The sequence below is a fragment of the Clostridium sp. CM036 genome, assembly GCF_055081135.1.
On sequence record NZ_CM143652.1, the window covers coordinates 892,848 to 917,346 of the forward strand.

A 24,499-nucleotide genomic window follows, 5' to 3' on the forward strand; every position below is an offset into this window, starting at 1 on the left:
TTAAATTATTAATGAAATCTTACAATAATACTTATTCAACAAATATTTCACCCGACTACATCAAAATTATAAATGAATATCTGAAAGTTCCACTTTTACGCTTTCATTTTTGCTTGATATTTTGTTACTATGTATCACATTTTCATGAGATATATTTCTTGAAGGAAACTTAACTATGCCATTGTTAAAATATTACCATATATTACGATTCATTCATATAATTGTTACTGGGTTTAATATGAAAAGGAGCCCTTAGGCTCCTTAATTGATTTGATACGATAAGCTATTAAATTTAATCTAATAGCTTATCGTATTCATTTAGTAGTTCATCTAACTCTTGACTAAGTACTACTAATCTGGGATCAGTTAAGGTTTCTTTTTCATCCATTAACTGATGCAATAAAGTTCTGTGTTTTTCAATTTTTTGTAATATCTCATCCAATTGTGTCATAATTTCCCTCCTTCCTCTACCAATTATAGCGAAAATTGGCAGAGGTTTGACTGCCATTATGTAACCCATATTTTAACGACATTCCAGAAGGAAAGTCTCCCACTTCTATAAGTAGGAGTTACCTACTATAAGTAGGAGTTACTTACCCTAACAAATAGAAAACTTCAGTGGGGGGATAACAATTGAGAATTGTTATCTACTCCAGAGGGCTACAAAGGGGTAAATCTCCTTCTGAAGTCGTTAATATGCAGCTCCGCAGGAGATGATTTAATGTAAAAGAAAAGACACCCTTTCGAGTGTCCTTAGTCTATTTTTACTTTCTTAACTAATAACTGTAAATATGGGCTTTCTTACAAAATAGTAAGATAACTTTTTTATTTGTAAGTGTAGCGACATTGAGTGTTAGCAGCTCGTGGAGTATACTATGGTTATAGTGATGAGAAATGAAAAAAATTCAGGGGGCATATTATGGCTAATGAAGTATTAAAAATCAAAAAACTAAAAAAAGTAATTGGTAAACGTACAATCGTTTCAGATATTTCCATTGAACTTAAAAAAGGAGAAATATTCGGTTTTCTTGGACCTAATGGCGCTGGAAAATCCACTACTATTAAGATGATTGTTGGATTATCCAAAATTACTGAGGGAAATATTTATGTAGATGGATGCTCAGTAAAAGAAGATTTCAAAGGAGCAATGCGTAACATTGGGTGCATAGTTGAAAATCCGGATATGTATAATTATATGTCTGGACTCGATAATCTTAAACTATTCGCTAAAATATATAAAGATGTAGATGAGATTCGAATCAAAGAAGTTGTAAAAATTGTGGATTTAGAGCGGGCAATAAATGATAAGGTGAAAACTTATTCGTTAGGTATGAAGCAACGTCTAGGTATTGCTCAGGCCATACTTCATAGTCCAAAACTTCTTATACTTGATGAGCCTACAAATGGTCTTGATCCCGCAGGAATCAAGGATCTGCGTGAGCTACTTCGAAAGCTTTCATCAGAAACTAGTCTTACGGTGCTTGTATCTAGTCATATATTAGGTGAAATGCAGCAGATGTGCGACCGTGTTGGTATAATTAATAAGGGGAAAATTATAACGGTAAAATCCATTGACGAACTCCTTAACATGTCACAAAAGGGTGATAAAACTGTTCTGATATTAGAATCTGATAATAATGAAAAAGCAGCTTCACTTCTAACAAGCGTTAATATAAGTAACTGCATCTTGGAAGGTGGATTACATATTGAAACAACCAAAAATCGTGTTCCAGAAGTAGTTACAACATTAACTTCTGCAGGCATAGCTATTTTCGCTATGGACAGACAAGTGATTCAATCACTTGAAGATGTATTTATGAAGCTTACAGGGGAGGAAAAATAACATGGGGAATTTTTTTACACTTATTTCACTAGAAAATACAAAACTTTGGAAAAGACTTTCTACAAAAATAATGTTACTCATAATGATTGTAATTGTAATAGCGGCAACGAGTATTTATAAATATCACAAGGTGTCTCATAATAGTTCAACTACTACAAAAATTTCCGAAAATTGGAAACAGGACTTACTGGCAAATCTTCCGGTAGAAAAAGCTGCTCTAACGCAAATTGAAAAAACAGATAAAACGTCAGCATCCATAGGAAATATGAAAAAAAGCATAGCTGAAGATGAATACAGCATTGTTAACAATATCAGGCCAGAATCCAAAGACAGCATTTGGACAAGAATCACAAAGTTTGATTCATATGTTCCATATAGTTTAATTATTGCACTTCTTTTAATAATAGCATGTTCAGCTTTATTTGCAGGTGAATTTTCAGAGGGTACAATGAAAATGATGATATCACGGCCTTATAAACGGTTTGAAATTCTTACTGCAAAACTAATTGTTACATTATTTTATGGTCTTGTACTTTTGGTAACAGCATTTTTGTTAAACTTTATATTGCTGGGTATATATTTCGGTTTCAATGGCATGGGTGCTAAGGAAATGATGTGGACGAGTACCAAAATAATATATATACCAGCCGTACTAAAAACAATTATTATTTATGGCCTTAATTTTCTTACTGTGCTTGTGTATGTATTAGTAGCTTTTGCACTTTCAATAATATCTCGTTCACGCTCAATTGCAACCGGATGCTCTTTATTCTTGCTTTTAGCTGGTAGTTCTATGGTGCAACTATTCTCAACCCGTTTCAGCTGGGGTAAATATCTTCCTTTTGGACTGTCGGATTTTACTAACTTTATTATTAACGGATCATTCGTCGTTGGTACAACACTTGCATTTGCTATTGGCGTATCAGTTATATATTCTGTTATATTCTGCGCTGCAGGTTTTTTAGTTTTTGAGAAACGCGATATTTAACGACATTTCAGAAGAAAGTCTCCCTCTTCTATAAGATGGGGTTATGGACTATAACAAAGAAAAAACTTTAGGGGGAGTATAAATCTCCTTCTGAAGTCGTTGATATTACAGCACCGCAGGTGATGATTTAACTGGTAATCGTACTCTACCTAGATTCTCCTAAAAAGCTCTGATTTTCTTAAGAAAATCAGAGCTTTTTTAATAACCACCATGTTCTGCTAATGTTAATATTGCAGCTCCGCAGGAGATGATTTGATTATTATTTATTTAGATATTATCTCTATACCATCCTCAGTTACAAGAAGTGTATGCTCCCATTGTGATGAAAGAGATCCATCAGCTGTAAGCGCTGTCCATCCATTATCTTCATCTATATATATTTTATGACTTCCACCATTTATCATTGGTTCAATCGTAAATACCATTCCTGGTGCTAGAATCATACCTGTTCCTCTAGTTCCAAAATGAAAAACAAATGGATCCTCATGCATATTTAGCCCAACTCCGTGTCCGCCAAAATCCCTAACTACTGAGCACCCATTACTTTCTGCATATTCTTGAATAGCTGCCCCTATATCACCTAAAAAGCCCCAAGGTTTTGCTGCTTCTATTCCCTTATTTAAACATTCCTTAGTTATTTCTACTATCTTCTTAGCTTCATTACTAACTTCTCCTATCAAAAACATTCTTGATGCGTCTGAATAATATCCATTAAGTATAGTAGTTACATCGACATTTATAATATCACCATTTTTAAGTACTACATCTTTACTTGGTATTCCATGACACACTTCATCATTGATTGATGTACAAATACTTTTTGGAAACCCATCATAATTAAGAGTAGCTGGAGTTCCACCCCTGAATATTGTATATTCATGAGCTAGCTTATTAATTTCTTCTGTGGTCATTCCTTCTTTAATATTCTCACTAACTAAATCTAAAAGAGCATTATTAATTTTAGCACTTTTTCTTATTCCTTCAATTTGATCCTTGCTCTTAATAAGATTTCTTGTTGGAACTATGCAGCCTTGTTTCTTCAAGTTTTCTAGCTTTTTATCAAAGTCCAAATGGCAATTCTTATATTTTAGTACACTTCCACACCAGCATTTATCATTTCTATTTAAAATCATATACATCCTGGTTAATTAAATCTGAACATAATTGTACATTTGATTTAATTAACCAGTTCACCTCCTTATTTTTAATATTATATCCACCGTATACATTTTGGTCTTGATAATAGTTTCAAGCTTTTTAGACCGTATCTTTTTAATATCTCACCATTTGTTTGTGTCATGTTAAATTGATTTTTATTTGGGTATAATGCTGTAATATATCCAATATACTCGGTTCCATTTTTCTTGGTATACTTTACATAATCTCTATGCTTAAATCCTTTTACAATTAGCTCCGCGTCACCCTTAGATTTTTACGTAAAGGTGATATTTGCCAGTCTTTGATATCAATATTATTTTTTTTGATATCTACGTTACATATAACTAAAGCATCATTTGAGTGTGTTTTTTCTATATCCCAATCATTTCTATGGTTTGCAGTATCACCACCCGTAGTTAAATATAATGGGGCTATTTTCTTAAGTTCAGTTTGTAAATTTTTTTTACCTTGCATAACATGCAAGGCATCACTAAGATTTAATTTTCTACCTTTTATTATAGCTAAATATTGATCTATTAACTCGATTTCTCTGCCAAAGGTTTTTGTGTGACATGACTTGCATAATGTTACAACATTATGTATGCTGTCGGCTCCTTTAGCACGTCTTGGTTTAATGTGGTGTTCTTGTACATTTTCTTTAGAACCACAATCAACACAAGTAAAGTTATCTCTCGTGAGTGCCGCTATCCTAATGTTATTATCCAGTCTATTAGATTTTTAATATTGCCATTTGTATAGCCTTCTACCTTCAGTTAGAACTCGTATGTCTATTAACACATTTTCTAAATATATCGAATCTATCTTAATCCATTTGGTTATTTTGTTTACAACTCGTAAAATGATGGTGCACTGAATTTCGGTGTGTCTAATCATAATTAAGCCGTAGCAAAACCTTAGATTATTTTCCTCCTCATTATCGTAGAGCATCAGACTGAAGTACATCTAAAGGTACGTCTTTAACCTGTCATTTCACGTAGTTCATCGTGCTACAATCTTTTCAGATGCTACACTCACTTAAGCTTGAAAGCAACGTTCACTGCATGAACAACTAAATATGTTCACTTTTATTTGAAATTGTTTAGATTTTTTAAGCAGTTTAGTAGCTCCTATATTAGTATTAATCTATTATTTAATAGTTCCACCATGAAAAAAGCACTCATATACCTTTGTATCATCAAAATAAATTTCCTCATATCCTTGAAACCATTTAAATTCTCCATATCAATATATTTTAGATTTCCTTCTACATACTCTAAATCATGTGAATTAGGTCTTGAAGATTGGATCTCGGCACCCTTTCCTGCATATGTAGATCTCTTTGCTGTACGTAAAAATTCTATTATTTTTTCATTTATAGAAGCAACCTTATTCTCTTCTATACATAAACGGCAATTTTCTTCATAATCATTAACTAATTTATCAATACTCACTTTAAAGAAATCACTTAATGCAATTAGTCTTGCAATGTCAGGATATGAATGTCCAACTTCCCACTTTGCAACTGCTTGTCTTGATATACCTAACATTTCAGCTAATTTTTCTTGTGATAATCCTTTTCCTTTTCTAAGGATTTGCAATTGTTCCTGAAAACTCATTTTTAATCACCCCTACATAAGTCTACTAATAAAACAACCATATTGCTACCAATTAAACATAACATTTTTGTCAACTATAGGTTGCCTTTAAATTTTAAATCTCTATAATTAAATCATACTTCACTACTATTATAAAATATAGTTGCACTCACAACTATATTGCTCTATTATATAATTAGTAGGGATTGCAACTAATTTAGGAGGAATACGACAATGAATAAAAATATGAACTCATTAGGAAGATGGATTTCTCTTTTACATAGAAATGGTCATGTATACGTAGGAAGGCAACTTAAGCCATATAATATAAGTAAGGGTCAATATACATTTTTAAATGCATTATATAAAAAAGATGGAGTACGTCAGGAACAATTATCAGATTACCTTAAAATTGATAAAGGTACCACAGCAAAGGCTATAAAAAAGCTGGAAGATGATGACTATATCATTAGAAAAATAGATGCAAAAGATAAAAGAGCATATAATGTTTATCTTACAGAGAAAGCATTGAAAATAAAACCTCTGGTTAGAAAAGCCATGATGGATTGGATATATATTTTATTTTCAGGATTTAGTGAAGATGAAAAGAAAACATCGTTAGCATTACTCGAAAGGATGGGAGAAAATGCTACAACTTTCACACATGATTATTCTAAAGATGATTAAGCTCATTAGGAGATGATAAAAATTAATATAGTGGTTAATACTAAGAGAATTATTAACAATAATTTTCATGCTCTTACACATAAAAATTATAGATATTTTTGGATGGGTCAGTGTCTTTCTTTAATAGGTACCTGGACACAAAATATAGGACAATCCTGGCTAGTACTTTCTCTAACAGGATCTCCATTTTTACTTGGACTTGTCGGAGCAATGCAGTTTTTACCCATAACCTTTTTCTCATTGTTTGCTGGGGTACTAACTGATAAGTTTCCAAAGAAAAAAATACTGATTTTCACCCAGAGCGTATCGATGATATTAGCTTTTATATTGTCTGCCTTAGTCTTTACGAATACATTAAAGTATGAACATCTAATAGCTTTAGCTTTGTGTCTTGGATTTTGTAATACTTTAGATATGCCAACTAGGCAAGCCTTTAATGTTGAAATAGTAGGAAAGGACGATTTAATGAATGCCATTGCTTTAAACTCAGCCACTTTTAATTTAGCAAGAATTATTGGACCGGCTATTGGAGCTCTACTCATGGGGTATCTCGGAGCAGGATGGTGTTTTTTATTAAATGGTTTTAGTTTTATGGCAGTTATCTATGGACTGGTCCATATTGAAGCAATCAATTATATTAGAAAGAAAACTTCTGAAAAAGGAATGCTTAAAGAAATATTGGATGGCCTTAAATATATAAAAAGCAAATCTATCTTACTCGAAACCTTGATATTAATTAGCATTATGGGAATATTTGTTTTTAACTACAACGTTTTGATACCTGTATTTACGAAAAACGTACTACATATGCAGGAAAAAACCTATGGAATTTTACTATCTGCACTTGGAGCAGGTTCCCTCATTGGAGCACTTCTCATGTCTTTTAAAAGCAAAAATGGTCCAAATAAAATTCTTATGATTGGTAGCTCTATTGGAATTGGCATAATGTTAATTTTTACAGGTATAAGTAATTTATATTATTTTACTGCCTTAAGTTTAGCTATAACAGGAATATTTAATATGTTTTTTTCCACCACTGCAAATTCAATGTTACAACTAAATTCTAAGGATGAATACAGAGGACGAGTTATGAGTGTATATTCACTTGTATTTGCTGGATTCACCCCCCTTGGAAGTCTTCTTTCAGGGGGGGTGGCTGAAAAATACGGTGCTAACACTTGTTTCATATTATCAGGTATTTCTGCAATAATGTTGATATTGTTACTTGTTACTTGGTCTAAACTTAGAAAAAATGGTAAAGTTCCATCCGTATAAATTAAAGCTATTTCTACTTCCTATTCTAGTATTGTTAAAATAATTCTACTATGCTAAAATTATATTAACTATAATTTAATAAAAAAAAGAGGTGAATTATTTATGAAATACTCAACTGGTGAAAAACCCGGAAATGGTACATATGTTTGTAAAATTTGCGGTCAAAAAGTAGTATTAGATGATAATACTGATACTTTACCTCCCTGTCCTAAATGTAAAAAAACAAACTATAGGAAATTTTAACATAAAATAATGGTACAATATAATCAAAAAAATAAGCCCTAGTCTTGGGCTTATTTTTTTCTTGTAACAACCTATGCATTTATTAGTATGTATTATTCTACAATAGAAATCTTATAACTATATGTAAACTCTTCTCCAATAGTTAATGAAATCGAGCCCTCTTTATCTTTAAATTCACCAGTAAAATCTTCATAATCTGCATGTCCAAACCAAGGTTCTATGCATAAAAATGGTGCTCCGCCTTTTGGTGACCATATTCCCATGTAAGGGAATCCCTTAAATTCTACTGATACTGACTTTTCATGATTTTTTGATTTTATAGTTATTTTATCAGATTTCAAATCATCAAATACTAAAGCATCCTCTTTAAATAACTCTTTTGATAGTATCATGATATCAGTATCCTTTAAACATTCTTTTCTCTTATGTGAAAAATAAGCATCTTTAGTTAATTCCATAATATCACTTGTTTCTTTCTTATTAAATTCAAGGTAATAATCTTCTAATTTTTCATTTTTTTCAATAGGACACATAAATGCAGGATGTGCACCAATTGAAAATGATATATCCTTATTATCTAAATTTATAACATTATACGTTACTTTAACTGTATTCTTTTCAATTGTGTAATTAATAAGTAAAGAAAATTTATATGGATATCTTTTTATAGTATCCTCAGAATATTTTAGTTCAAAAGTAATTGAATCATTAGTTTGTGATATAAATTTAAAATCTGATATCCTACCTAATCCATGAGATGGCAATTCATATAGCTTTTCATCAATTTTATATTTTGAATCAACTAGATTCCCGACTATTGGAAATAAAATTGGTGAATGATATTTCCAATAGTTTTGGTCTCCATTCCACAGATACTCTGTTCCTTCTTTTTTTCCAGTTATTGAATGTAGTTCTGCACCATGAGCGCTAGCCGTTATTTTAATTGTTGAATTTTCTAAAGAATAAATCATCAAAAACACCCTTTCATTATTTACTTTACATAAAGCCGTATAAGCACATCCTTTAGCCTTAGGACTTCCATTAATTAGTAATACTTTTATCTTTACAACTAATTTTATATTCAAAAATAACTATCAACTACTAATATACATCAGTATAACTATAAATAGTAGAATGAATAAAAAATTAAAAATAAAAGTAACTTCTTTGTAATAACTCTCTATCAAAAATCAGTTATAATGTACTTAGTTGCAACAAAATATGTATTAATATACGGATTATAGTCGAAAAACAATAATTGTAAGGAGAGGTGCAAAAAACATGAGTTTAAATATTATGTCAAAATCAAGCAAAAAAAGAAAAAAAAGGTTAAGAACAACCTTGATTATAGTAGGAATAATTGTGTCTCTAATAGGAGTCCAATTAATTATTATGTATTCTACTATATCAAAATACGACTTAAAGATCTATCCCGAGATATGGGTGGAGGATATAAATTTAGGTGGCATGACTAAGGATGAAGCGAAAAATGCTATTATTAAAAATCGTAATAATATTATTGCTAAAAAAGATATAACAATAAATCTTAATGACAAACACTATACCGTCCATACATCAAAACTTGGAATAAAACAGGATTACAATGTTGTCATTAATAAAGCTTACGATATTGGTAGAAAAGAGAATTTATTTAAAAATTATTTTGCTATAACGTCTCCTGGCAAGCAAACTTTTGATGTTAAATATACCTACAATTATGCCATTCTAGATACCTTACTTAAAGATATTGCTAAGGACAACAATAAAAATGCAATAGATGCAACTATTTTCAGAAACAATTCAGGTCAATTAGTTATAACTGAAGATGAATATGGTCTTAGTGTTGATTCTGCCAGTTTAAAAAAAGCTATAATTAACAAAGTTAATACTATTGAAAAAGATCAAAATTTAGTAATCGAATCTAAATTAAAAAAAGTTGAACCTAAAATTAAAGAAAATGATTTAAAAGGTATAAATGCTGAAATATCTAGTGTTACAACTAACTTTAGAAATTCAAATGAAAATCGTTCAGAAAATATTAGAGTATCTTCTAATGCTATAAATGGGAAGCTACTTATGCCGGGAGATGTTTTTAGTTTTAATGATGTAGTAGGTGATAGAACTTCTGAACGAGGATATAAAACATCAAAAGAAATTGTAGGCGACAAATATGTAGATGGCATAGGTGGTGGAGTATGCCAAGTTTCAACTACACTTTATAATGCAGTACTTAGAACTAATTTAACATCTGTAGAAAGATATCCGCATACAATGCATTCTAGCTATATTGGTGCAGGATTGGATGCTACAGTTGCCTACGGTTCTCTCGATTATAGGTTTAAAAATACTACTTCTTATCCTATATATATAGAATCTGCAGTACATAACAAAAATGTAACATTTAGTATCTACTCAAATTCAATTCTTAACAATAAAAAATATGATATTGTTAATGAAATTGTAGGAAAGAAAGTAAATGTATTTAGAATAACATATGAGAACGGTAATCAAGTGTCTAAAACCTTTCTTTATACTGATAAACTTTCATAGAAAATATTAACATTAGTTGGACAACCTACCTTTCCTATGAACTGAACCCCTAAAAATGGTCATTGCGAAATCCCCCCAATTGTAGGATAAGAAAACTATGATTGGGGGGATTTTTATATTCAAGGCAAATTTTCTCTAGACAGAAGCTTTTCTTTTTTTAATTTACTCTATATTTAATCCTATTTTCTTAATATTCCTAATTAATTCCGACATTTCAATGTTTAATATAATTCTATAAAAAATTTAAAGACCCTTTAATATTATCATTTAAGTTCGGTAAATAAAAATTTCTTTGTACGAAGCTTGATCAGTAATATTACCTTTTATATCTGAATTAAAGAAAAATTGTATATCTGTCATATCATTTTTACTTAAATCGTCCAATGAAAGTACTTTTTTTATACTTTTCAATCCATCTTCAAGATATTTTTTTGATAAATTCATATTTCCTAATTGCTTGTATTTATTAGAAAGAAGTATATAACTATTTTTAGCATGTTTATCAGTACTAATAGAAAATTTTAATAATTGTATTATATTATCTGAATCTATACTTGAACATTTTTCAAAATCAAATGCTTTTAAATAATAAAGCATAGATTTTATATATGAATCAGTACTATTCATTAATATATTATCTAAAAATTTCCTTGTAAAATCTGATCTCTCGCTAACACCATCCTCAATCCAAGCCAATAATATTACAAGATATGCCTTGTACTTCACATCATCTACATTATGTTTTTCTAATAAATACTTAAGACAATTTATACATTTTTCATCATCATATAATTTATGTTCTAATAATATAAATCTAGAAACTAAATTATAATCTAATTTAAAATCACATTTTATGTGATTTTCCATATATTTTTCTATTTCAGCTATTACAGCTAAATCGATATTATCATTATCTTTATTTCCCTGTTCAATAATTTTATTCAATATATCATTCGTATATCTCACCTCCTTTTAAACTATCACTACTAGATCAAGAATAAAACTTAAAAATCAGAATAAGTTAAAACATTAAATATAGAAAATCAAAATATATTTGTAAATAAGAAAAAGCCTAGCGGAATTGCTAAACTTTTCTTGTTTTATGAATTATACGTATAATACTTTTAGCCAATTACATTTTTTTGTTTTTTCAGCTTCCATTTTTGTTCCTTCAAATTCCATCTTTAGTAATGTCATGTCTTTTTTAAATCCCCTTAACCCCATAGCTATTAATACACTACCGATAACTCCTACTATAATATCTGACCCCATATGATTTTTTCATCTCCTAAAATATCTCATAATTTCAATCTATGTTAAAACTATACTATGATATACAAAGGCTTAGCAACTTCTCAAATGGGTAGTTAATACGTTTACTTAGGTAAAATCATTTAAAATGATCTTAATTGCTATTATAGACTGAGATTGTGAAAAAATACTTTCACGAGATTAAATGACTCCTTTTAAGCGGAGCAACAGCTGTAAAAAAATCACCAGATGTAATGGTTGACCTGCTAAAGCAAGCGGTAGCTTATACCATACCTGGAACCTATGTTTTGTTCGATAGTTGGTTCACCTATCCGAAAACTTTAATAAGAATTTTGGAACTTAAATTTCATACAATGGCTATGGTTAAAGCTATTGTATGAGTTTACAAAGGCAGAGAACCACTTGTTAAATAATTCGATCCCTTATAATTGAAATTTATGTTATAATTAGTAATTAAATGAACTATAATTTAGTTAACACTTGTAAAAATGACTGAATTTACTTATATTTATTTAAAAATATTAAATGAGGTGAACTATGAAAGATTATAAGGAGAAATCAAAACAAAATTTCAATATGCAAGCTAAAGTATATGATGAAAGTAATTATAGCAAGTATCCAAGAGAATGTTATCCTAACGTTATAAAAGTATTATCTGAAATAGAGGTTGACACAATCTTAGACTTAGGATGTGGTACAGGCAGTGTTTTAGCTTCATTATTAGAACAAAAGCCTAATATACATGGATGTTTACTCCAATAAGGCAGATTATGAATGTTTTTATTAAATTCAGTGATGGCGGTGATGTAAGAATATATTCAGAAATTGAAATCACAAAAAAGTTTGATGAAAGCAATTTTAGAAATGTTAATTGGAATAAATCAACAAAATATACCTATATATGTATCGGCGGAAAATAACCATAACAACTAAACTATAATTTAAATCCATTCATTATATACATAAATAATATATTAATAACCGAAGCCATTATAATTACTGAATATAATACTTTCCATCTGAGTAAGAGTTTATTTTTTATCCAATGATTAATAATATATATGCTGGAAATAATTGCGAATATAAATGAAAGGTAACATATTATTCTTATTAGAGGTATTATTGTATGAAAAACAATACTTGTATCTGCTTGCATGGATTTTATACTCATAATTCCATTTAAAACAATATACATAATCATAAGAAAACTCAATATAATTACTACACTTTTAGAAATAACCACCTGTTTATCTTTAAGTTTTCTGTTTGTAAATAAAGATATAAAGATTACTATAATTGATATAAGAAAAGCTGCTAATCCTGCTATTACTGCATAAAATAAATAAATATTTATATCAGGTACTTTTTCAAAATCAAAGCTTAATATTGAAAATATCATTTGATTGTTTTTTTCACTAATCTTACAATAATCATTTTCTTCTTTACTATAAAAAATACCATTACCTATATACTGATAATTTAATTTATCATTGCCATAACTAAATGTAAGCTTCCCTTTATTATCACATTTAATCTTAGAGTTCGATGCTATACATTTTATTTTTGTTAAATCGGTATGTGGATATGAATCCATCGCATACATACCATTTATTTTTTTAATATCCATATCAAAAGGTACATTAGTATTTAATGCATCTTCTTTTTCCCCTCTATTAATTTTTGTAGTAAAGAATTCATAAACTTTATTAGCAAATTCATTACATACATTACTACTGTCTTTAGAATCTGTATTCAAACTAATAAATACGCCTATATTTTTTTCTGGCATAATACTTAAAAGACTGCTGAAAGATGGAAGATATCCACTATGCTCAATTACCTTATGACCATTTCTTATATTTTCATAAAATCCTAATCCATAACCTAATAGCTTTTCATCGCTTGAATAATTACGCTTGTGCATCTCCTGTGCAGTACTTTCGTTTAGTATTCTAACCCCATTGTATTCTCCATTATTAAGATGCATAATCATAAATTTTGCCATATCTGAAGCTGTCGCACACACTGCCCCACTTGGATGATCACTACATAATGTAAATGCTGCATCTAAAAATTCGCCTTTTTCATATTTATACGGTCTTGACATATTACCTATTATACCTTTATTTAACCAATATGATGAATTTCCCATTTGCAGAGGCTTTAGTATATAGTCAGTAACATACTTATCAATAGTCATACCAGATGCTTTCTCAACTAAATAACCTACTAGTGCAAACCCATGAACACTATATTGCCAATAGCTCCCTGGTTTTGTGATAACTGGTGGAATATCTCTTTTTAAAAATTCTCCCAAGGGTTCAACAGAATCATAAAATTTATCACCTGTACTTTTATAGTAAAGTGGCAATCTATCATCAAGGCCTGCAGTATGAGTTAACAAATTTCTAAGTGTAACTGGTTTTGAAAAATCATTTTTAATTTTAAAATCAGTTAAATATTTATTTACATCCTCATCTAATGACAATTTTCCTTCATCAACCAATTTCATAGCTGCAGTTGCTGTGATTAGTTTTGAAATAGAAGCAATTTGAAAATCTGTTTTGTCTGGATCTATAGGTATTTTTTTCTCTAAATCTGCGTAACCATAACCCTTCTTAAAAAACACCTGACCATCCTTTACTACTGAAACAGTTACTCCTGCTACCTTATACTCATCTAAAACCTTCTTCATATACTCGTCTGACATTTGTTCAAAAGCTTGAACTGATTGGTCAGAAGATTCTGCTAGAGCAATATTTGTACTAAACAACGGAATTAAAATAATAACAGTTACTAATAAGCATATAAACCTACTTAATACTTTCATACTATTTCTCCTCACCATACTTTAAACTTCTTGATATATACATAACATTTTGCCTAATTGTTAAAATGGTTTACCAACATCTAACAACTATTAGTATATAAATTATTTCTTAAAATGTATTTAAGTATTTCTTAACTTTTTCTTACGATTTCTATATAAAATGTAAGCATAAATTTGATACTCCAATCAATTTTTATGCTTTTACATTAACTATTTTCCAATAAGAATTAACAGTTAATATATAATATATTAAATAAATCAGAGTATATACTCCTACAGTTAAAAGAACTGGATATACTAAGCTTGAGCTAAGTACAATTTGCAGAATTGTTAATGCAATAATGCTATGTGTTATTCCAATGACTAAAGGTAGTGCGAATATAAAAACCATTTGCCTTGCTATAGAAATTCTTATTTCTGATTTTTTCACACCAATTTTTTTTAGTATATCGTATTTGTCCTTATCCTCACCAGCCTCTGACAGCTGTTTGAAGAATATTATACTTCCAGTGCATATCAAAAACACAAACCCTATAAATGATGCTAAAAATATTATAATACCCATACTAGTCATAGTATGTATGTAGCTCTTATAATATGATGATAGGGCCTCTTTACCACCTAGTGCTGTTTCTATTTCTGATGTAAGCTTTTTACTTTCTTTCTGATTTTCAATATTTATAAATCTTCTTTTTATAACCTTATCTTTATCATATAATTTATTGTAAACCTCATCCTTTACAACTACGGTATCTTGCATAAATGAATCATTTATATCAATTGAATTAGTTAGAAGGCTCTCTTTGAAATCTTTTATTTTTAAGGGAACTGTTCTATCCTTTATTTTAAGCTGTATATTCCGCCCAACAGGATTCTCCATCATCTTATCTGAATACATCCGCATAAAAAATAATACTTCATCTGAATTTAAAGATATATTGTAATCTATTCCTCTTGCTTTTGATAATTCTTTCATAGTACTTTCTGATATAACAAAGGATTTTGAATTTGTTAATGGATGCATTTTCATCTTTGATATTTCAGGCCATTTACTATCTATAATTAAAAATTCGCTATTAGTAGAACTTTTAATTTTATTATTCGGATATTTATTTATGATCTGATCAATTTGTTCATCTAACGTTTTGCCATTGCTCTTATAGTCATAACTAAATGGGGTTAACTTATTTATACTATTTACTTGATCATAATAAAGCGATGCTGCGGTTCCCATAGCCGTAATAGTTGTTGCACTAAGCACTGCAATAGTAGCTAAAGATCTTCCATTAGCTTTTATTCTATATAAAAGCTGCGAAGTACCTATCATATTTAAGCCCCTAAAATATTTAACCTTATTTTTCTTAGAAAGCTTAACAATAAATACTATAAGTGAAGAGAAGAACATATAAGTTCCAATAACTGTACTAACTAATATAACTAACAATTTAGATAAATCATCAAATTTATAGGTTAGTGCCATATAATAACCCGTCCCAATAAAAATTATAGAAAGTAGAGCCAATATTAGTGAAGCTTTTGGCTGCTTCTGTGCCACCTTCTCTGATTTAAAAAGTTCTATTAGCTGAAATCTATAAATTAGTGTATATGAATGCACGGATGCTATAATAAATATCACTAAAAATACTATAATTGTGCTAATAATAGCCTTTAACGATATAGCAAATTTAACATTTACATCAAAGCTCATAATATGAATTAAAATCATTACAAATAATTTTGAAAATAACGTTCCTATTAATATGCCTGCCACAAGTGCCAGCGCTCCCATTACTAGATTCTCATAAAATAACATTCTTCCTATCTGCTTTTTCTTAACTCCAAGCATGGAGTATAAAGCTACTTCCTTTTTTCTTTTTTTAGTAAAAAATGAGTTTGAATACCATATAAACATAGCTACAAACACTGCTATAACAATGGAGGCTGCATTAAAAGCAGTACTTACTTTCATAGAATCCGCCGCTAAGTCTGTAACCTGTTTATTGTACTCGATGGAGGTAAAGGTATAATAAATCATTATACAAAATACCATGGATACAAAATATATTAAATAGTTATGAAAATTTCTCTTTATGTTTCTAAAAGTAATATTAAATAAATTCATCTGTATATCACATCCTTTCTAAGTTAAATTGATACTTCATCGAAGTTCCCGCCTAAGGCAGCCAATACATCTAGTATCTTTTTAAAAAATTCTTTTCGTGATGTTGTGCCCTTGACAAGCTCCGTAAATAGCGAACCATCTTTTATAAATATTATCCGTTTGCAATAGCTGGCAGCAAAGGCATCATGCGTTACCATCATAATAGTAGCCCTTTGAGTTTCATTTAAATCACTTAAAGATTGTAAAAGTTCTGTGGAAGATTTAGAATCCAACGCACCTGTCGGTTCATCGGCTAGTATAATCTTAGGTTTAGTAATAATAGCTCTGGCAGCAGCTGCTCTCTGTTTTTGTCCCCCAGATACCTCATAAGGATATTTATTGAATATATCCTTTATACCTAAAGTAGCTCCTATAATACTAGCCCGTGCTTCAATATCTTTTATGTTTATTCTAGCAAGAGCTAATGGAAGCACCACATTTTCTTTTAATGTTAACGTATCGAGTAAATTAAAATCTTGAAATATAAAGCCTAATTTGTCTCTTCTAAAAGAAGCTAACTTATCTTCATTCATTTTTGCAAGATCTTCCTTATCAATAGTTACTACTCCCGAAGTTGGTTTATCTATAGTTGATATAATATTTAATAATGTAGTTTTTCCTGCACCTGAAGGCCCCATTATTCCAATAAACTCCCCTTCTTTTATTTCAAGGTTTATACCATTCAATGCAGTGTAAACATTCCCCCTTGAGCCGTAAACCTTTTTCAAATTTCTCGCAACTAATACATTTTCCATTTTTATTTCCTCCTTAAATCATCCTCTTCGAAGCTGCAATATTAACGACTTCAGAAGGAGCTTTAGATTTTTACTGAAATTTCTCTTTGTTGTAGTATACCCCCACTTATAAAAGTTGGAGACTTCCTTCTGAAATGTCCCTAAAACCCTTTCGCTCCTTTCGCTTATTACAATTCTATTTTATAACAAATCTAATACCCAATCCATTGTGTAACATTACAAAGTCCATTCTAAACTTACATTGTTGTAAGTTTTAAAAAAATAGGGCTACAAACCACATTTTTAGTTTGTAACCCTATAATATTCTATAAGTTTTGGAAAATGAACTGTTACTCTAGTAAATTCAGAATGCATTGATTCAATAGTTATATGGTGACCAAGCTTTGTAGCAAGATTTTTTGATAGATAGAGTCCCATACCTGTGGCTTTAAAATCATCCCGTCCATTATATCCAGTAAATCCTTTGTCAAAAACCCTATTAATATCCTCAGATTTTATTCCAATTCCATTATCTTGGATAATAAGCTGTTTCTCATTGTGCTTTAATACTCCACTAATTTTAATAAGTCCATCGCTTGTTGTATATTTTAATGAATTTGATAAAATCTGATCCAAAATAAAGAAAAGCCACTTTTTATCTGAGTCTATAGTAAATTCTAAGTCACTTAATTCTATCTTTATTTTTTTACCTATAAATTCCTTTGCATGTTTTTTCACAACCCCAACAATTAGACTATGCATATTTATTTCATTTACTAAATAGTCCTTTGAAAAGCTATCTAATCGTGAATAGTACAATGCTTGTTCAACGTAATTCTCTATATGATCTATTTCATCCTCTAAGTTACTTAAGGTCTCCTCCTTAGACTTGTACATACTGTTCTCTATAACCAATCTACATGCAGAAATAGGCGTTTTTATCTCATGAACCCAGGAATTTATAAAGTCTACATTTTCTTTTTTCCCTTCATGTAATCTATCTGTTTTTAAATTGAATTCTTCGTTAACTTTCATAAGAATTTCTCCAAATAGCCTTTGTTCATAATTTAATGGCATAGGCAACGAATTAACAATATTCTCTTTCTGGTTATCTATAATACATTTAATAACATTATAATATCTTCTATTTTTTAAATACTCAAATATTAAGTAAAGTATAAACATAATAAACCCTACTATATTGATATAGGCTATATCGCCAACACTTATTTTTACTTCATTGTTAAAATACACCACCGAAGAAATAAATAGCATCATTATAAAATAAAACAAAATTAAAAATATCCTGTCCCTTAAAAAATTTCTAAATCTCATAGTATTGTATACCCTTGCCTTTTTTTTGTTTTAATTAAGTCTTCTAGTTCAATATTCTCTAATTTTTTACGCAGTCTATTGATATTCACTGTAAGGGTATTATCATCAACAAAACTTTCATCCTTCCAGAGACTCCGCATAATTTTATCTCTGCTTATTAAATTGCCATTATTTTTCATAAGTAGATATAGAATGCTAAATTCATTTCTACTTAGTTCTACCCTCTTATCTTTAAAAAACACGCTATTATCCTTCATATTTAAAACAATGTTTTTATACTCAAGCACATTAGTCTGCGCATCTGCGTAGGAATATGTTCTTCTTATCAATGCATTTATTTTGGCCATCAATATTTCTAAGGAAAAGGGCTTTTGAATAAAATCATCTCCTCCCATATTAATTGCCATTATTACATCCATATTGTTATTCCTTGAAGAAACAAATATTATGGGAACCTTTGATATTTCTCTGATTTTATAGCACCAGTAAAAACCATCAAAATAAGGAAGGTTTATATCCATAAGAACTAGATGTGGAGAGTATTTTGAAAACTCGATAAACACCTCATTAAAGTTCTCAATGGCTTTTCCATCAAAACCCCATCTCATTACATTTTCAAGCAATATTTCTTTTATCCTAATATCATCTTCTACTATCATTATCTTAAACATGTAAAAACCTCACTTTAAAATGGAATTTGATTCTTCTCCATTATACTATAAAATGGGTATCTACACCATTATGTTGGCTTACAACATTAACCAAGTACTGTAATATAAAACTATACTTTAAACATTAGTGGCTTTAAGAACTTAATATTACATGGCCCTTTACTTCCGGTTAGTTTAAAATATTTTGTATATTTATGTATTCACCATAAAGTTTAATTATATAAGTAATTAAAAAATATTTATTTAGCATAATATTAAATTTGCTTTCTATTAAATTGCTCTTTTAGATATGTTGAAATTTCGATTAAAGCCTCATCTGATTTATTCGTAATCTTATCCATTGAGATAAAGCCATGTGTAACACCTTTATATCTGGTAGAAATTACATTCACACCTGCCTCCTTTAATTTATTACCGTAAGTTTCACCGTCATCCCTTAATGGATCAAATTCGGCTGTGATTATGAGTGTGTCAGGTAAATCTTTAAAATTTTCAGATAATAAAGGCGAGGTATATCCACTTTTTCTTTCTTCTAAACTTGGAGTGTATAGGGATATAAATTTTTCAGAGTTTTCCCTTGTAAGATTATAATCAATACCAAAATACGACCAAGATTTAGTATTTAGTTGATAAATGTTTGTTGATGGATATATTAGTACCTCAGAAATTATGTGTGGGCCACCTTTATCACGTGCCATTTGTGCAACTACTGCAGAAAGGTTGCCCCCAGCACTGTCCCCTACAACACATATTCGACTGGAGTCCCCATTAATACTCTTAGCATATTTATAAACCCATTGGAGCACATTATATACGTCATTAAGACCAGCTGGGAATGGATCTTCTGGCGCAAGACGATAATTTACAGATACAACTATAGCCCTTGAATTTTTTGAAAGCTTCCTGCAAACATTGTCATAGTCATCAATACTACCGCTAATCCAACTGCCGCCATGTGAATAAATTATGATAGGCAATTCATTCCCATTGCCGTCAGGCGTATATATTCGCACTGGCACTTGATTTGAATCTGTTTTTATATCCATATTTTTTATATTGGAAAAGGGTATAGGTTTGGAATTCCATATAGTTGTTGACTTATGCAATGCTGCACGCATTTCATATATTGATTTTCCTTTAAGTGAAATAGGATTAAAATGCTCTTCTATTTTTGACATTACACCAAATAATGTATCAAGCTTACCATCACCTGTTCTAGAAAAGTTTTTAATTAAAAGAAAACAGTATATTGTAACAATCAAGACAATAGCAGAAAAAATCCAAAATATTTTTTTCTTTTTCATTCAATACCTCCACCATTAACTTAACTATTTACAAAATTCATTTTTATTTATGATTGGTACCAATCCTATGCAGTACTATGGATGGATTAATAAATAACTAAACTCATTGATATATCCATAAGTTAATATCACGAATAGATAGATATGTTAATCGCCTTTGTATTTTATATCGACTATATTATATTACCCTATTCAAATTTTGTTTATACTGACCATATAATGAACATAGGTTAATAATTATATGGAGTGCGCTTATTGGATATTTTATTTGAACATCGTTTAGTTACCAATTGATATTGGAAAGTTAATAGTTGTTTTATAGCTTTCTACATTTAAGCTAGTTGCAACTTTGATAGTTAATCAAATAGTAGCACAATAATTTAAAGGGCAGCCTCTTAGGAGATTGCCCAATTTGTTGTTTTATAATTTCTTTAATAAGGTGTTGGATAATCATAATCATAATCGTAATCATAATCATAATATGGATAAGGATAGAATGGAAAAAAATCAAAGACACCAAAAAGTCCACCACCGTGACCGAAGTTACCACCATGTCCAAAATGTCCACCGCCACCTCCGTGACCGTGTTGTCTTACAAGAAAGTCTTCATCTTCTTCTCTTTCTGTTGGATTACTCATAGACATTTGTCCCATCATACCAGTATAATCCATAGGTTGTTGCAACATAAATGGGCAAGGTTGATATGTTGGTTTACCATCCTTTATTTTTTCTTCCAAAATAAATCCTCCTAAATAAATTCTATGATATTATTATATTCACGGGATATGAAAGGGTACCTACCAGCAAAATTATTGATTGTTGAAAAGGATACATTATCATATTATGCAAATATCTTATTAGACTTGATGTATAAATAAAATACTGCATTAGGACGAATGCCCAATGCAGTATTTTATTGGAATTGCCTTGTAAAATATAATTCCAAGGTGACTTCCTTCCATTGCTAAAACTCTAGTTTAGACTTGCTTTATTTAATCTTCACGGCTTATTAGATTTTTCATAGATGTAAGGGATAATAATTCTCCTTCTGATGTTGTCTCATATTAAAATTGCACTACGTTATATTATGTGTAATATAAAATTAATTAACTAAAAAAATTTAAAATAAAATGGTTCCTACCATTCATAAAAACCATACTCACTATAAAATACAATTTCTTCCACTTGATTATCGATTAGAGCCACCATTTGATTAATTTCATATATGGCATCAGCTTTAATCTCTTCAACTTTTTTATATCCATAATTTATATTTATCCTCTTAATCTAATACTTAGTTTATTTTTTGCCTGCAGCTATAATAGCTTCTGAACGTTCATTAAATTCTTTTACATCTTCTGGAGTGCTAAAATTAATATTATTAGTCATAGTAGACATATCAGTGCTTGGATCGTCCTTTGATGCATAAGATTGTTCATTACTTAGCACTTTTACTGAACCAACCTTAAAACCAGTTGATTCTTTACTTGATTGTAATGTGGCGCCACTAGTGCTACTGCTTACATTAGCGTTTTTATTTTTATTATTCATAAGTATTCTCCCTCCAAATATATAAGTTACACTGTATTAATAAGTGTATACTATAGCTTACCCAATTCTATAAAATATAGTTTAAGATAGCTATTATTATATGGTACAATCTTTAAGTGATTTATCGTCGCTGAATCTCACAAAAACCAGGAACTCCATTTTAATTAATTTAAAACTTTTATTGGTAATATTTTTTTAATATTTGACAGATTATGTTTTATTCAGTAAAATATAATTGATAATGAGTATCAATGCCATGCTGAGGATGTTTAATAATATGGTTGATTACGCTGATATTAATAAGGAAAATAAGAAATAAACTTTTGAGAATATAAAATAATTTAGGAGGACTTTATGGAGTTAAATGAAATAGTAAACAAAATAGAAGCATTTGGGACACCTCAAATAAAAAATGTATTGTCTAATCATGGAATATGCGAACCGTTCTTTGGAGCTAAAATAGCTAATTTGAAAAAGTTAGTTAAGTTTGTAAAGAAAAATGATGATTTGGCGAAAGAATTATATAAAACAGGGATTTATGATGCTATGTATTTAGCAGCATTATCTATAAATCCTAAAAGCATGTCAAAGGAAGAACTGAAAGGGTGGATAGATAAAGCTTATTGTTATCCAATTGCGGAATATATAGTTGCAACTGTAACGGCCGGAAGTGATTATGCAGTAGAACTTGCAAAGGAATGGATAACATCTGAAAATGAAATGATTGCAGCTTGTGGTTGGAGTACATATAGCATTTATATATCTGTAGCAGAGGATAATCTAATTGATATTAATGAAATAGGATATCCTTTAAATAAAATAGAAGCAAATATACGTAATGAAAAGAATAGGGTTAAATATACTATGAATGGGTTTGTAATAGATGTTGGAACTTATATAACAGAATTAAATGAAAAAGCATTAAAGGTTGCTATTAATATAGGTAAAGTTAATGTTTTAATGAATAAAACTAGTTGTAAAGTGCCACTAGCTAAGGAAATTATAGAAAAAATGATTAATATGGATAAAATAGGAATTAAAAGAAAGAAATATATTTGTTAGGGGTTTAGCTCAAAACAATTAAAAAATAGCAACCAAGTGAAGGAAGAGACCCTTCCCTAATAAATTTGGCATAAACAAGTAAAAGAAGAAATTAAATACCAATTTATTAAAATTTATGAATGTAACACAATACTGTTGAGTTACATTCATAAAAACTACTTTTTATTTTAAAAGTTGTATTATGGTTATTGGCCCGACAATTCCATCTGGTTTTAACCCTCTTGAAGCCTGAAAATGCTGAACAGATAATAATGTGTTCAATCCAAAATTTGAATCAGATCCTGTTTTACCACAACTAAATCCTAATGCAATAAGTCGCTGCTGTATCCACCTTACAAGTTCATTATGGGTGCCTCTAGTAACAAATGTCTTAGCTACAACCTCATTAGTATGTGTACCTTTGATGCCATCTTCAATAAGCTTGTCCCCGTTTTTATCTTTTAATCCGAGTATGTTGACAGCATGTTGAAAAGCTACTACAACAATATTTACAGGTACATGTGAGACTGAATTAATAAATATATCAGATTTAAATTCATTTAAATCAACAGGTCCATTTATTCCGTCTACTCCCCCAGAGCTTGAATATTGAAATCCTATATAATTAATTACATCGGGCTTTGCTGCTCCATAATGAGCCACCCACAAAGGTATATCTTTAACTGAGCTATTTAAATTGTTTGCGTAAAAATAATCTCCTGTATAAATGCATACTTCCTTATTATTTGATATTAGATAATTCGCGAAAAGTCTTACATTAGAGCTTGTCTTAGTTACGGTTTGCCCTAATGCCACTTCTACATCTATAACGTATTTACAATCGGATGAAAGCCCTTCTATAACACTTAGAAAATGTTTTGCTTCTAATATTGGATCATTTGCTCTTAAAAAATGATAAAACCCAATTTTAAGTCCTGCTTCAATTGCTCCACTATATTGTGATTGTAACAGTGGATTTTTATAATTGATTCCTTCCGTGGCTTTAATATAAACTATTTCTATTCCACTGTTTTTTACTTTTTTTAAATCTACATTTTGTTGGTAACTAGATATATCTATTCCTTTAATAAAACCCATCTCCAATTTTAATTATTTTCTCGTAACAATATATGTTTCAACCCACATCTTTGATACCGCTCAGGTGTTTATAATATTTTTATGTAACAAAGGAGTATCTTGCTGGTGAAAACTTCTCTGATATTTATTGTCCCCTGCCACATAGCTTAGTAGCTGTAGTATC

General features: G+C 29.8%; 24 protein-coding genes and 2 pseudogenes. 9 read left to right on the forward strand and 17 right to left on the reverse strand.

Features of this window, described 5'->3' with window-relative positions; all coding sequences use genetic code 11:
* Nucleotides 1–292: 292 nt before the first annotated feature.
* Nucleotides 293–451, reverse strand: a complete 159-nt coding sequence (locus tag ACWJKE_RS04290; RefSeq protein ID WP_216304170.1) for an aspartyl-phosphate phosphatase Spo0E family protein — start codon at nt 449–451, stop codon at nt 293–295.
* Nucleotides 452–919: 468 nt separating this feature from the next.
* Between ACWJKE_RS04290 and ACWJKE_RS04295 the strand changes: the two genes are divergently transcribed.
* Nucleotides 920–1,843 carry an ABC transporter ATP-binding protein gene (locus ACWJKE_RS04295; protein WP_462953885.1) on the forward strand — a complete coding sequence of 308 codons (924 nt, stop codon included), beginning with the start codon at nt 920–922 and terminating at the stop codon, nt 1,841–1,843.
* 1 nt (nt 1,844) lies between these two features.
* Entirely contained in the window at nt 1,845–2,831 is a 987-nt protein-coding gene (locus ACWJKE_RS04300; RefSeq protein WP_462953886.1) for an ABC transporter permease, read from the forward strand.
* A 263-nt stretch (nt 2,832–3,094) separates the two neighbouring features.
* Here ACWJKE_RS04300 and ACWJKE_RS04305 read toward each other — a convergent pair whose 3' ends face one another.
* The 4 genes and pseudogenes from ACWJKE_RS04305 to ACWJKE_RS04320 form a co-directional block, all read right to left on the reverse strand.
* On the reverse strand, nt 3,095–3,964 hold the full coding sequence (locus ACWJKE_RS04305) for a methionyl aminopeptidase (RefSeq protein ID WP_462959173.1): 870 nt from the start codon (nt 3,962–3,964) through the stop codon (nt 3,095–3,097).
* 274 nt (nt 3,965–4,238) lie between these two features.
* Nucleotides 4,239–4,463 (reverse strand): hypothetical protein, encoded by a 225-nt coding sequence (locus tag ACWJKE_RS04310; protein ID WP_462959174.1) that lies wholly within the window; start codon nt 4,461–4,463, stop codon nt 4,239–4,241.
* A gap of 141 nt (nt 4,464–4,604) precedes the next feature.
* Nucleotides 4,605–4,715, reverse strand: a pseudogene (locus tag ACWJKE_RS04315) (hypothetical protein); the annotation flags it as partial.
* 420 nt (nt 4,716–5,135) lie between these two features.
* Nucleotides 5,136–5,605, reverse strand: a pseudogene (locus ACWJKE_RS04320) (helix-turn-helix domain-containing protein).
* Nucleotides 5,606–5,818: 213 nt separating this feature from the next.
* On the opposite strand from ACWJKE_RS04320, the gene ACWJKE_RS04325 reads away from it, so the two are divergent.
* The 3 genes from ACWJKE_RS04325 (at nt 5,819) to ACWJKE_RS04335 (ending at nt 7,789) form a co-directional block, all read left to right on the forward strand.
* Nucleotides 5,819–6,271 carry a MarR family winged helix-turn-helix transcriptional regulator gene (locus ACWJKE_RS04325; RefSeq protein ID WP_216304165.1) on the forward strand — a complete coding sequence of 151 codons (453 nt, stop codon included), beginning with the start codon at nt 5,819–5,821 and terminating at the stop codon, nt 6,269–6,271.
* 12 nt (nt 6,272–6,283) lie between these two features.
* Nucleotides 6,284–7,546 (forward strand): MFS transporter, encoded by a 1,263-nt coding sequence (locus ACWJKE_RS04330; RefSeq protein WP_462959175.1) that lies wholly within the window; start codon nt 6,284–6,286, stop codon nt 7,544–7,546.
* Between the two features lie 102 nt (nt 7,547–7,648).
* A complete protein-coding gene (locus ACWJKE_RS04335) occupies nt 7,649–7,789 on the forward strand; it encodes a zinc ribbon-containing protein (protein WP_216304163.1) in 141 nt (46 codons plus the stop codon).
* A gap of 92 nt (nt 7,790–7,881) precedes the next feature.
* Here ACWJKE_RS04335 and ACWJKE_RS04340 read toward each other — a convergent pair whose 3' ends face one another.
* A complete protein-coding gene (locus ACWJKE_RS04340) occupies nt 7,882–8,760 on the reverse strand; it encodes an aldose 1-epimerase family protein (RefSeq protein WP_462953140.1) in 879 nt (292 codons plus the stop codon).
* A gap of 310 nt (nt 8,761–9,070) precedes the next feature.
* Here ACWJKE_RS04340 and ACWJKE_RS04345 point away from each other — a divergent pair, with 310 nt between their 5' ends.
* Nucleotides 9,071–10,339 (forward strand): VanW family protein, encoded by a 1,269-nt coding sequence (locus ACWJKE_RS04345; RefSeq protein ID WP_462952995.1) that lies wholly within the window; start codon nt 9,071–9,073, stop codon nt 10,337–10,339.
* A 267-nt stretch (nt 10,340–10,606) separates the two neighbouring features.
* On the opposite strand, the gene ACWJKE_RS04350 is transcribed toward ACWJKE_RS04345, so the two are convergent.
* A complete protein-coding gene (locus ACWJKE_RS04350) occupies nt 10,607–11,284 on the reverse strand; it encodes a hypothetical protein (protein ID WP_462959176.1) in 678 nt (225 codons plus the stop codon).
* A gap of 162 nt (nt 11,285–11,446) precedes the next feature.
* On the reverse strand, nt 11,447–11,611 hold the full coding sequence (locus tag ACWJKE_RS04355; RefSeq protein WP_462959177.1) for a hypothetical protein: 165 nt from the start codon (nt 11,609–11,611) through the stop codon (nt 11,447–11,449).
* A 537-nt stretch (nt 11,612–12,148) separates the two neighbouring features.
* On the opposite strand from ACWJKE_RS04355, the gene ACWJKE_RS04360 reads away from it, so the two are divergent.
* Together ACWJKE_RS04360 and ACWJKE_RS04365 are read left to right on the forward strand one after the other, a co-directional pair.
* Nucleotides 12,149–12,373, forward strand: a complete 225-nt coding sequence (locus tag ACWJKE_RS04360) for a hypothetical protein (RefSeq protein WP_462959178.1) — start codon at nt 12,149–12,151, stop codon at nt 12,371–12,373.
* Nucleotides 12,374–12,381: 8 nt separating this feature from the next.
* Entirely contained in the window at nt 12,382–12,531 is a 150-nt protein-coding gene (locus ACWJKE_RS04365) for a hypothetical protein (RefSeq protein WP_462959179.1), read from the forward strand.
* Nucleotides 12,532–12,545: 14 nt separating this feature from the next.
* Here the strand turns inward: ACWJKE_RS04365 and ACWJKE_RS04370 are convergent, their stop codons facing one another.
* From ACWJKE_RS04370 to ACWJKE_RS04405, 8 genes are all read right to left on the reverse strand, one after another.
* Nucleotides 12,546–14,441, reverse strand: a complete 1,896-nt coding sequence (locus ACWJKE_RS04370) for a serine hydrolase domain-containing protein (RefSeq protein WP_462959180.1) — start codon at nt 14,439–14,441, stop codon at nt 12,546–12,548.
* A gap of 193 nt (nt 14,442–14,634) precedes the next feature.
* Complete coding sequence (locus tag ACWJKE_RS04375; RefSeq protein ID WP_462959181.1) at nt 14,635–16,563, reverse strand: FtsX-like permease family protein; 1,929 nt, start codon at nt 16,561–16,563, stop codon at nt 14,635–14,637.
* Between the two features lie 23 nt (nt 16,564–16,586).
* A complete protein-coding gene (locus ACWJKE_RS04380; protein ID WP_216304354.1) occupies nt 16,587–17,357 on the reverse strand; it encodes an ABC transporter ATP-binding protein in 771 nt (256 codons plus the stop codon).
* Between the two features lie 282 nt (nt 17,358–17,639).
* Complete coding sequence (locus tag ACWJKE_RS04385) at nt 17,640–18,629, reverse strand: sensor histidine kinase (protein ID WP_462959182.1); 990 nt, start codon at nt 18,627–18,629, stop codon at nt 17,640–17,642.
* A gap of 38 nt (nt 18,630–18,667) precedes the next feature.
* Nucleotides 18,668–19,342: a response regulator transcription factor gene (locus tag ACWJKE_RS04390; RefSeq protein ID WP_462959183.1), complete on the reverse strand. Its 675-nt coding sequence runs from the start codon at nt 19,340–19,342 to the stop codon at nt 18,668–18,670.
* A gap of 254 nt (nt 19,343–19,596) precedes the next feature.
* Nucleotides 19,597–20,646, reverse strand: coding sequence for an alpha/beta hydrolase (locus tag ACWJKE_RS04395; protein ID WP_462959184.1), 1,050 nt, complete (start codon nt 20,644–20,646; stop codon nt 19,597–19,599).
* A gap of 431 nt (nt 20,647–21,077) precedes the next feature.
* Nucleotides 21,078–21,383, reverse strand: coding sequence for a hypothetical protein (locus ACWJKE_RS04400; protein WP_220286830.1), 306 nt, complete (start codon nt 21,381–21,383; stop codon nt 21,078–21,080).
* Between the two features lie 562 nt (nt 21,384–21,945).
* A complete protein-coding gene (locus tag ACWJKE_RS04405) occupies nt 21,946–22,197 on the reverse strand; it encodes a hypothetical protein (protein ID WP_220286829.1) in 252 nt (83 codons plus the stop codon).
* 354 nt (nt 22,198–22,551) lie between these two features.
* On the opposite strand from ACWJKE_RS04405, the gene ACWJKE_RS04410 reads away from it, so the two are divergent.
* Nucleotides 22,552–23,259 (forward strand): DNA alkylation repair protein, encoded by a 708-nt coding sequence (locus ACWJKE_RS04410; RefSeq protein ID WP_462959185.1) that lies wholly within the window; start codon nt 22,552–22,554, stop codon nt 23,257–23,259.
* Nucleotides 23,260–23,421: 162 nt separating this feature from the next.
* Here ACWJKE_RS04410 and ACWJKE_RS04415 read toward each other — a convergent pair whose 3' ends face one another.
* Entirely contained in the window at nt 23,422–24,336 is a 915-nt protein-coding gene (locus ACWJKE_RS04415) for a GH25 family lysozyme (RefSeq protein ID WP_462959186.1), read from the reverse strand.
* Nucleotides 24,337–24,499 lie beyond the last annotated feature (163 nt).

What these genes read in the sequence shown, in the direction of transcription:
- ACWJKE_RS04330 (WP_462959175.1), top strand. Translation starts at nt 6,284, where the DNA reads ATGATAAAAATTAATATAGTGGTTAATACTAAGAGAATTATTAACAAT.
- ACWJKE_RS04395 (WP_462959184.1), bottom strand. Translation starts at nt 20,646, where the DNA reads ATGAAAAAGAAAAAAATATTTTGGATTTTTTCTGCTATTGTCTTGATT.
- ACWJKE_RS04290 (WP_216304170.1), bottom strand. Translation starts at nt 451, where the DNA reads ATGACACAATTGGATGAGATATTACAAAAAATTGAAAAACACAGAACT.
- ACWJKE_RS04410 (WP_462959185.1), top strand. Translation starts at nt 22,552, where the DNA reads ATGGAGTTAAATGAAATAGTAAACAAAATAGAAGCATTTGGGACACCT.
- ACWJKE_RS04305 (WP_462959173.1), bottom strand. Translation starts at nt 3,964, where the DNA reads ATGATTTTAAATAGAAATGATAAATGCTGGTGTGGAAGTGTACTAAAA.
- ACWJKE_RS04365 (WP_462959179.1), top strand. Translation starts at nt 12,382, where the DNA reads ATGAATGTTTTTATTAAATTCAGTGATGGCGGTGATGTAAGAATATAT.
- ACWJKE_RS04380 (WP_216304354.1), bottom strand. Translation starts at nt 17,357, where the DNA reads ATGGAAAATGTATTAGTTGCGAGAAATTTGAAAAAGGTTTACGGCTCA.
- ACWJKE_RS04310 (WP_462959174.1), bottom strand. Translation starts at nt 4,463, where the DNA reads ATGCAAGGTAAAAAAAATTTACAAACTGAACTTAAGAAAATAGCCCCA.
- ACWJKE_RS04345 (WP_462952995.1), top strand. Translation starts at nt 9,071, where the DNA reads ATGAGTTTAAATATTATGTCAAAATCAAGCAAAAAAAGAAAAAAAAGG.
- ACWJKE_RS04335 (WP_216304163.1), top strand. Translation starts at nt 7,649, where the DNA reads ATGAAATACTCAACTGGTGAAAAACCCGGAAATGGTACATATGTTTGT.
- ACWJKE_RS04340 (WP_462953140.1), bottom strand. Translation starts at nt 8,760, where the DNA reads ATGATTTATTCTTTAGAAAATTCAACAATTAAAATAACGGCTAGCGCT.
- ACWJKE_RS04325 (WP_216304165.1), top strand. Translation starts at nt 5,819, where the DNA reads ATGAATAAAAATATGAACTCATTAGGAAGATGGATTTCTCTTTTACAT.
- ACWJKE_RS04360 (WP_462959178.1), top strand. Translation starts at nt 12,149, where the DNA reads ATGAAAGATTATAAGGAGAAATCAAAACAAAATTTCAATATGCAAGCT.
- ACWJKE_RS04375 (WP_462959181.1), bottom strand. Translation starts at nt 16,563, where the DNA reads ATGAATTTATTTAATATTACTTTTAGAAACATAAAGAGAAATTTTCAT.
- ACWJKE_RS04300 (WP_462953886.1), top strand. Translation starts at nt 1,845, where the DNA reads ATGGGGAATTTTTTTACACTTATTTCACTAGAAAATACAAAACTTTGG.
- ACWJKE_RS04390 (WP_462959183.1), bottom strand. Translation starts at nt 19,342, where the DNA reads ATGTTTAAGATAATGATAGTAGAAGATGATATTAGGATAAAAGAAATA.
- ACWJKE_RS04295 (WP_462953885.1), top strand. Translation starts at nt 920, where the DNA reads ATGGCTAATGAAGTATTAAAAATCAAAAAACTAAAAAAAGTAATTGGT.
- ACWJKE_RS04370 (WP_462959180.1), bottom strand. Translation starts at nt 14,441, where the DNA reads ATGAAAGTATTAAGTAGGTTTATATGCTTATTAGTAACTGTTATTATT.
- ACWJKE_RS04415 (WP_462959186.1), bottom strand. Translation starts at nt 24,336, where the DNA reads ATGGGTTTTATTAAAGGAATAGATATATCTAGTTACCAACAAAATGTA.
- ACWJKE_RS04405 (WP_220286829.1), bottom strand. Translation starts at nt 22,197, where the DNA reads ATGAATAATAAAAATAAAAACGCTAATGTAAGCAGTAGCACTAGTGGC.
- ACWJKE_RS04355 (WP_462959177.1), bottom strand. Translation starts at nt 11,611, where the DNA reads ATGGGGTCAGATATTATAGTAGGAGTTATCGGTAGTGTATTAATAGCT.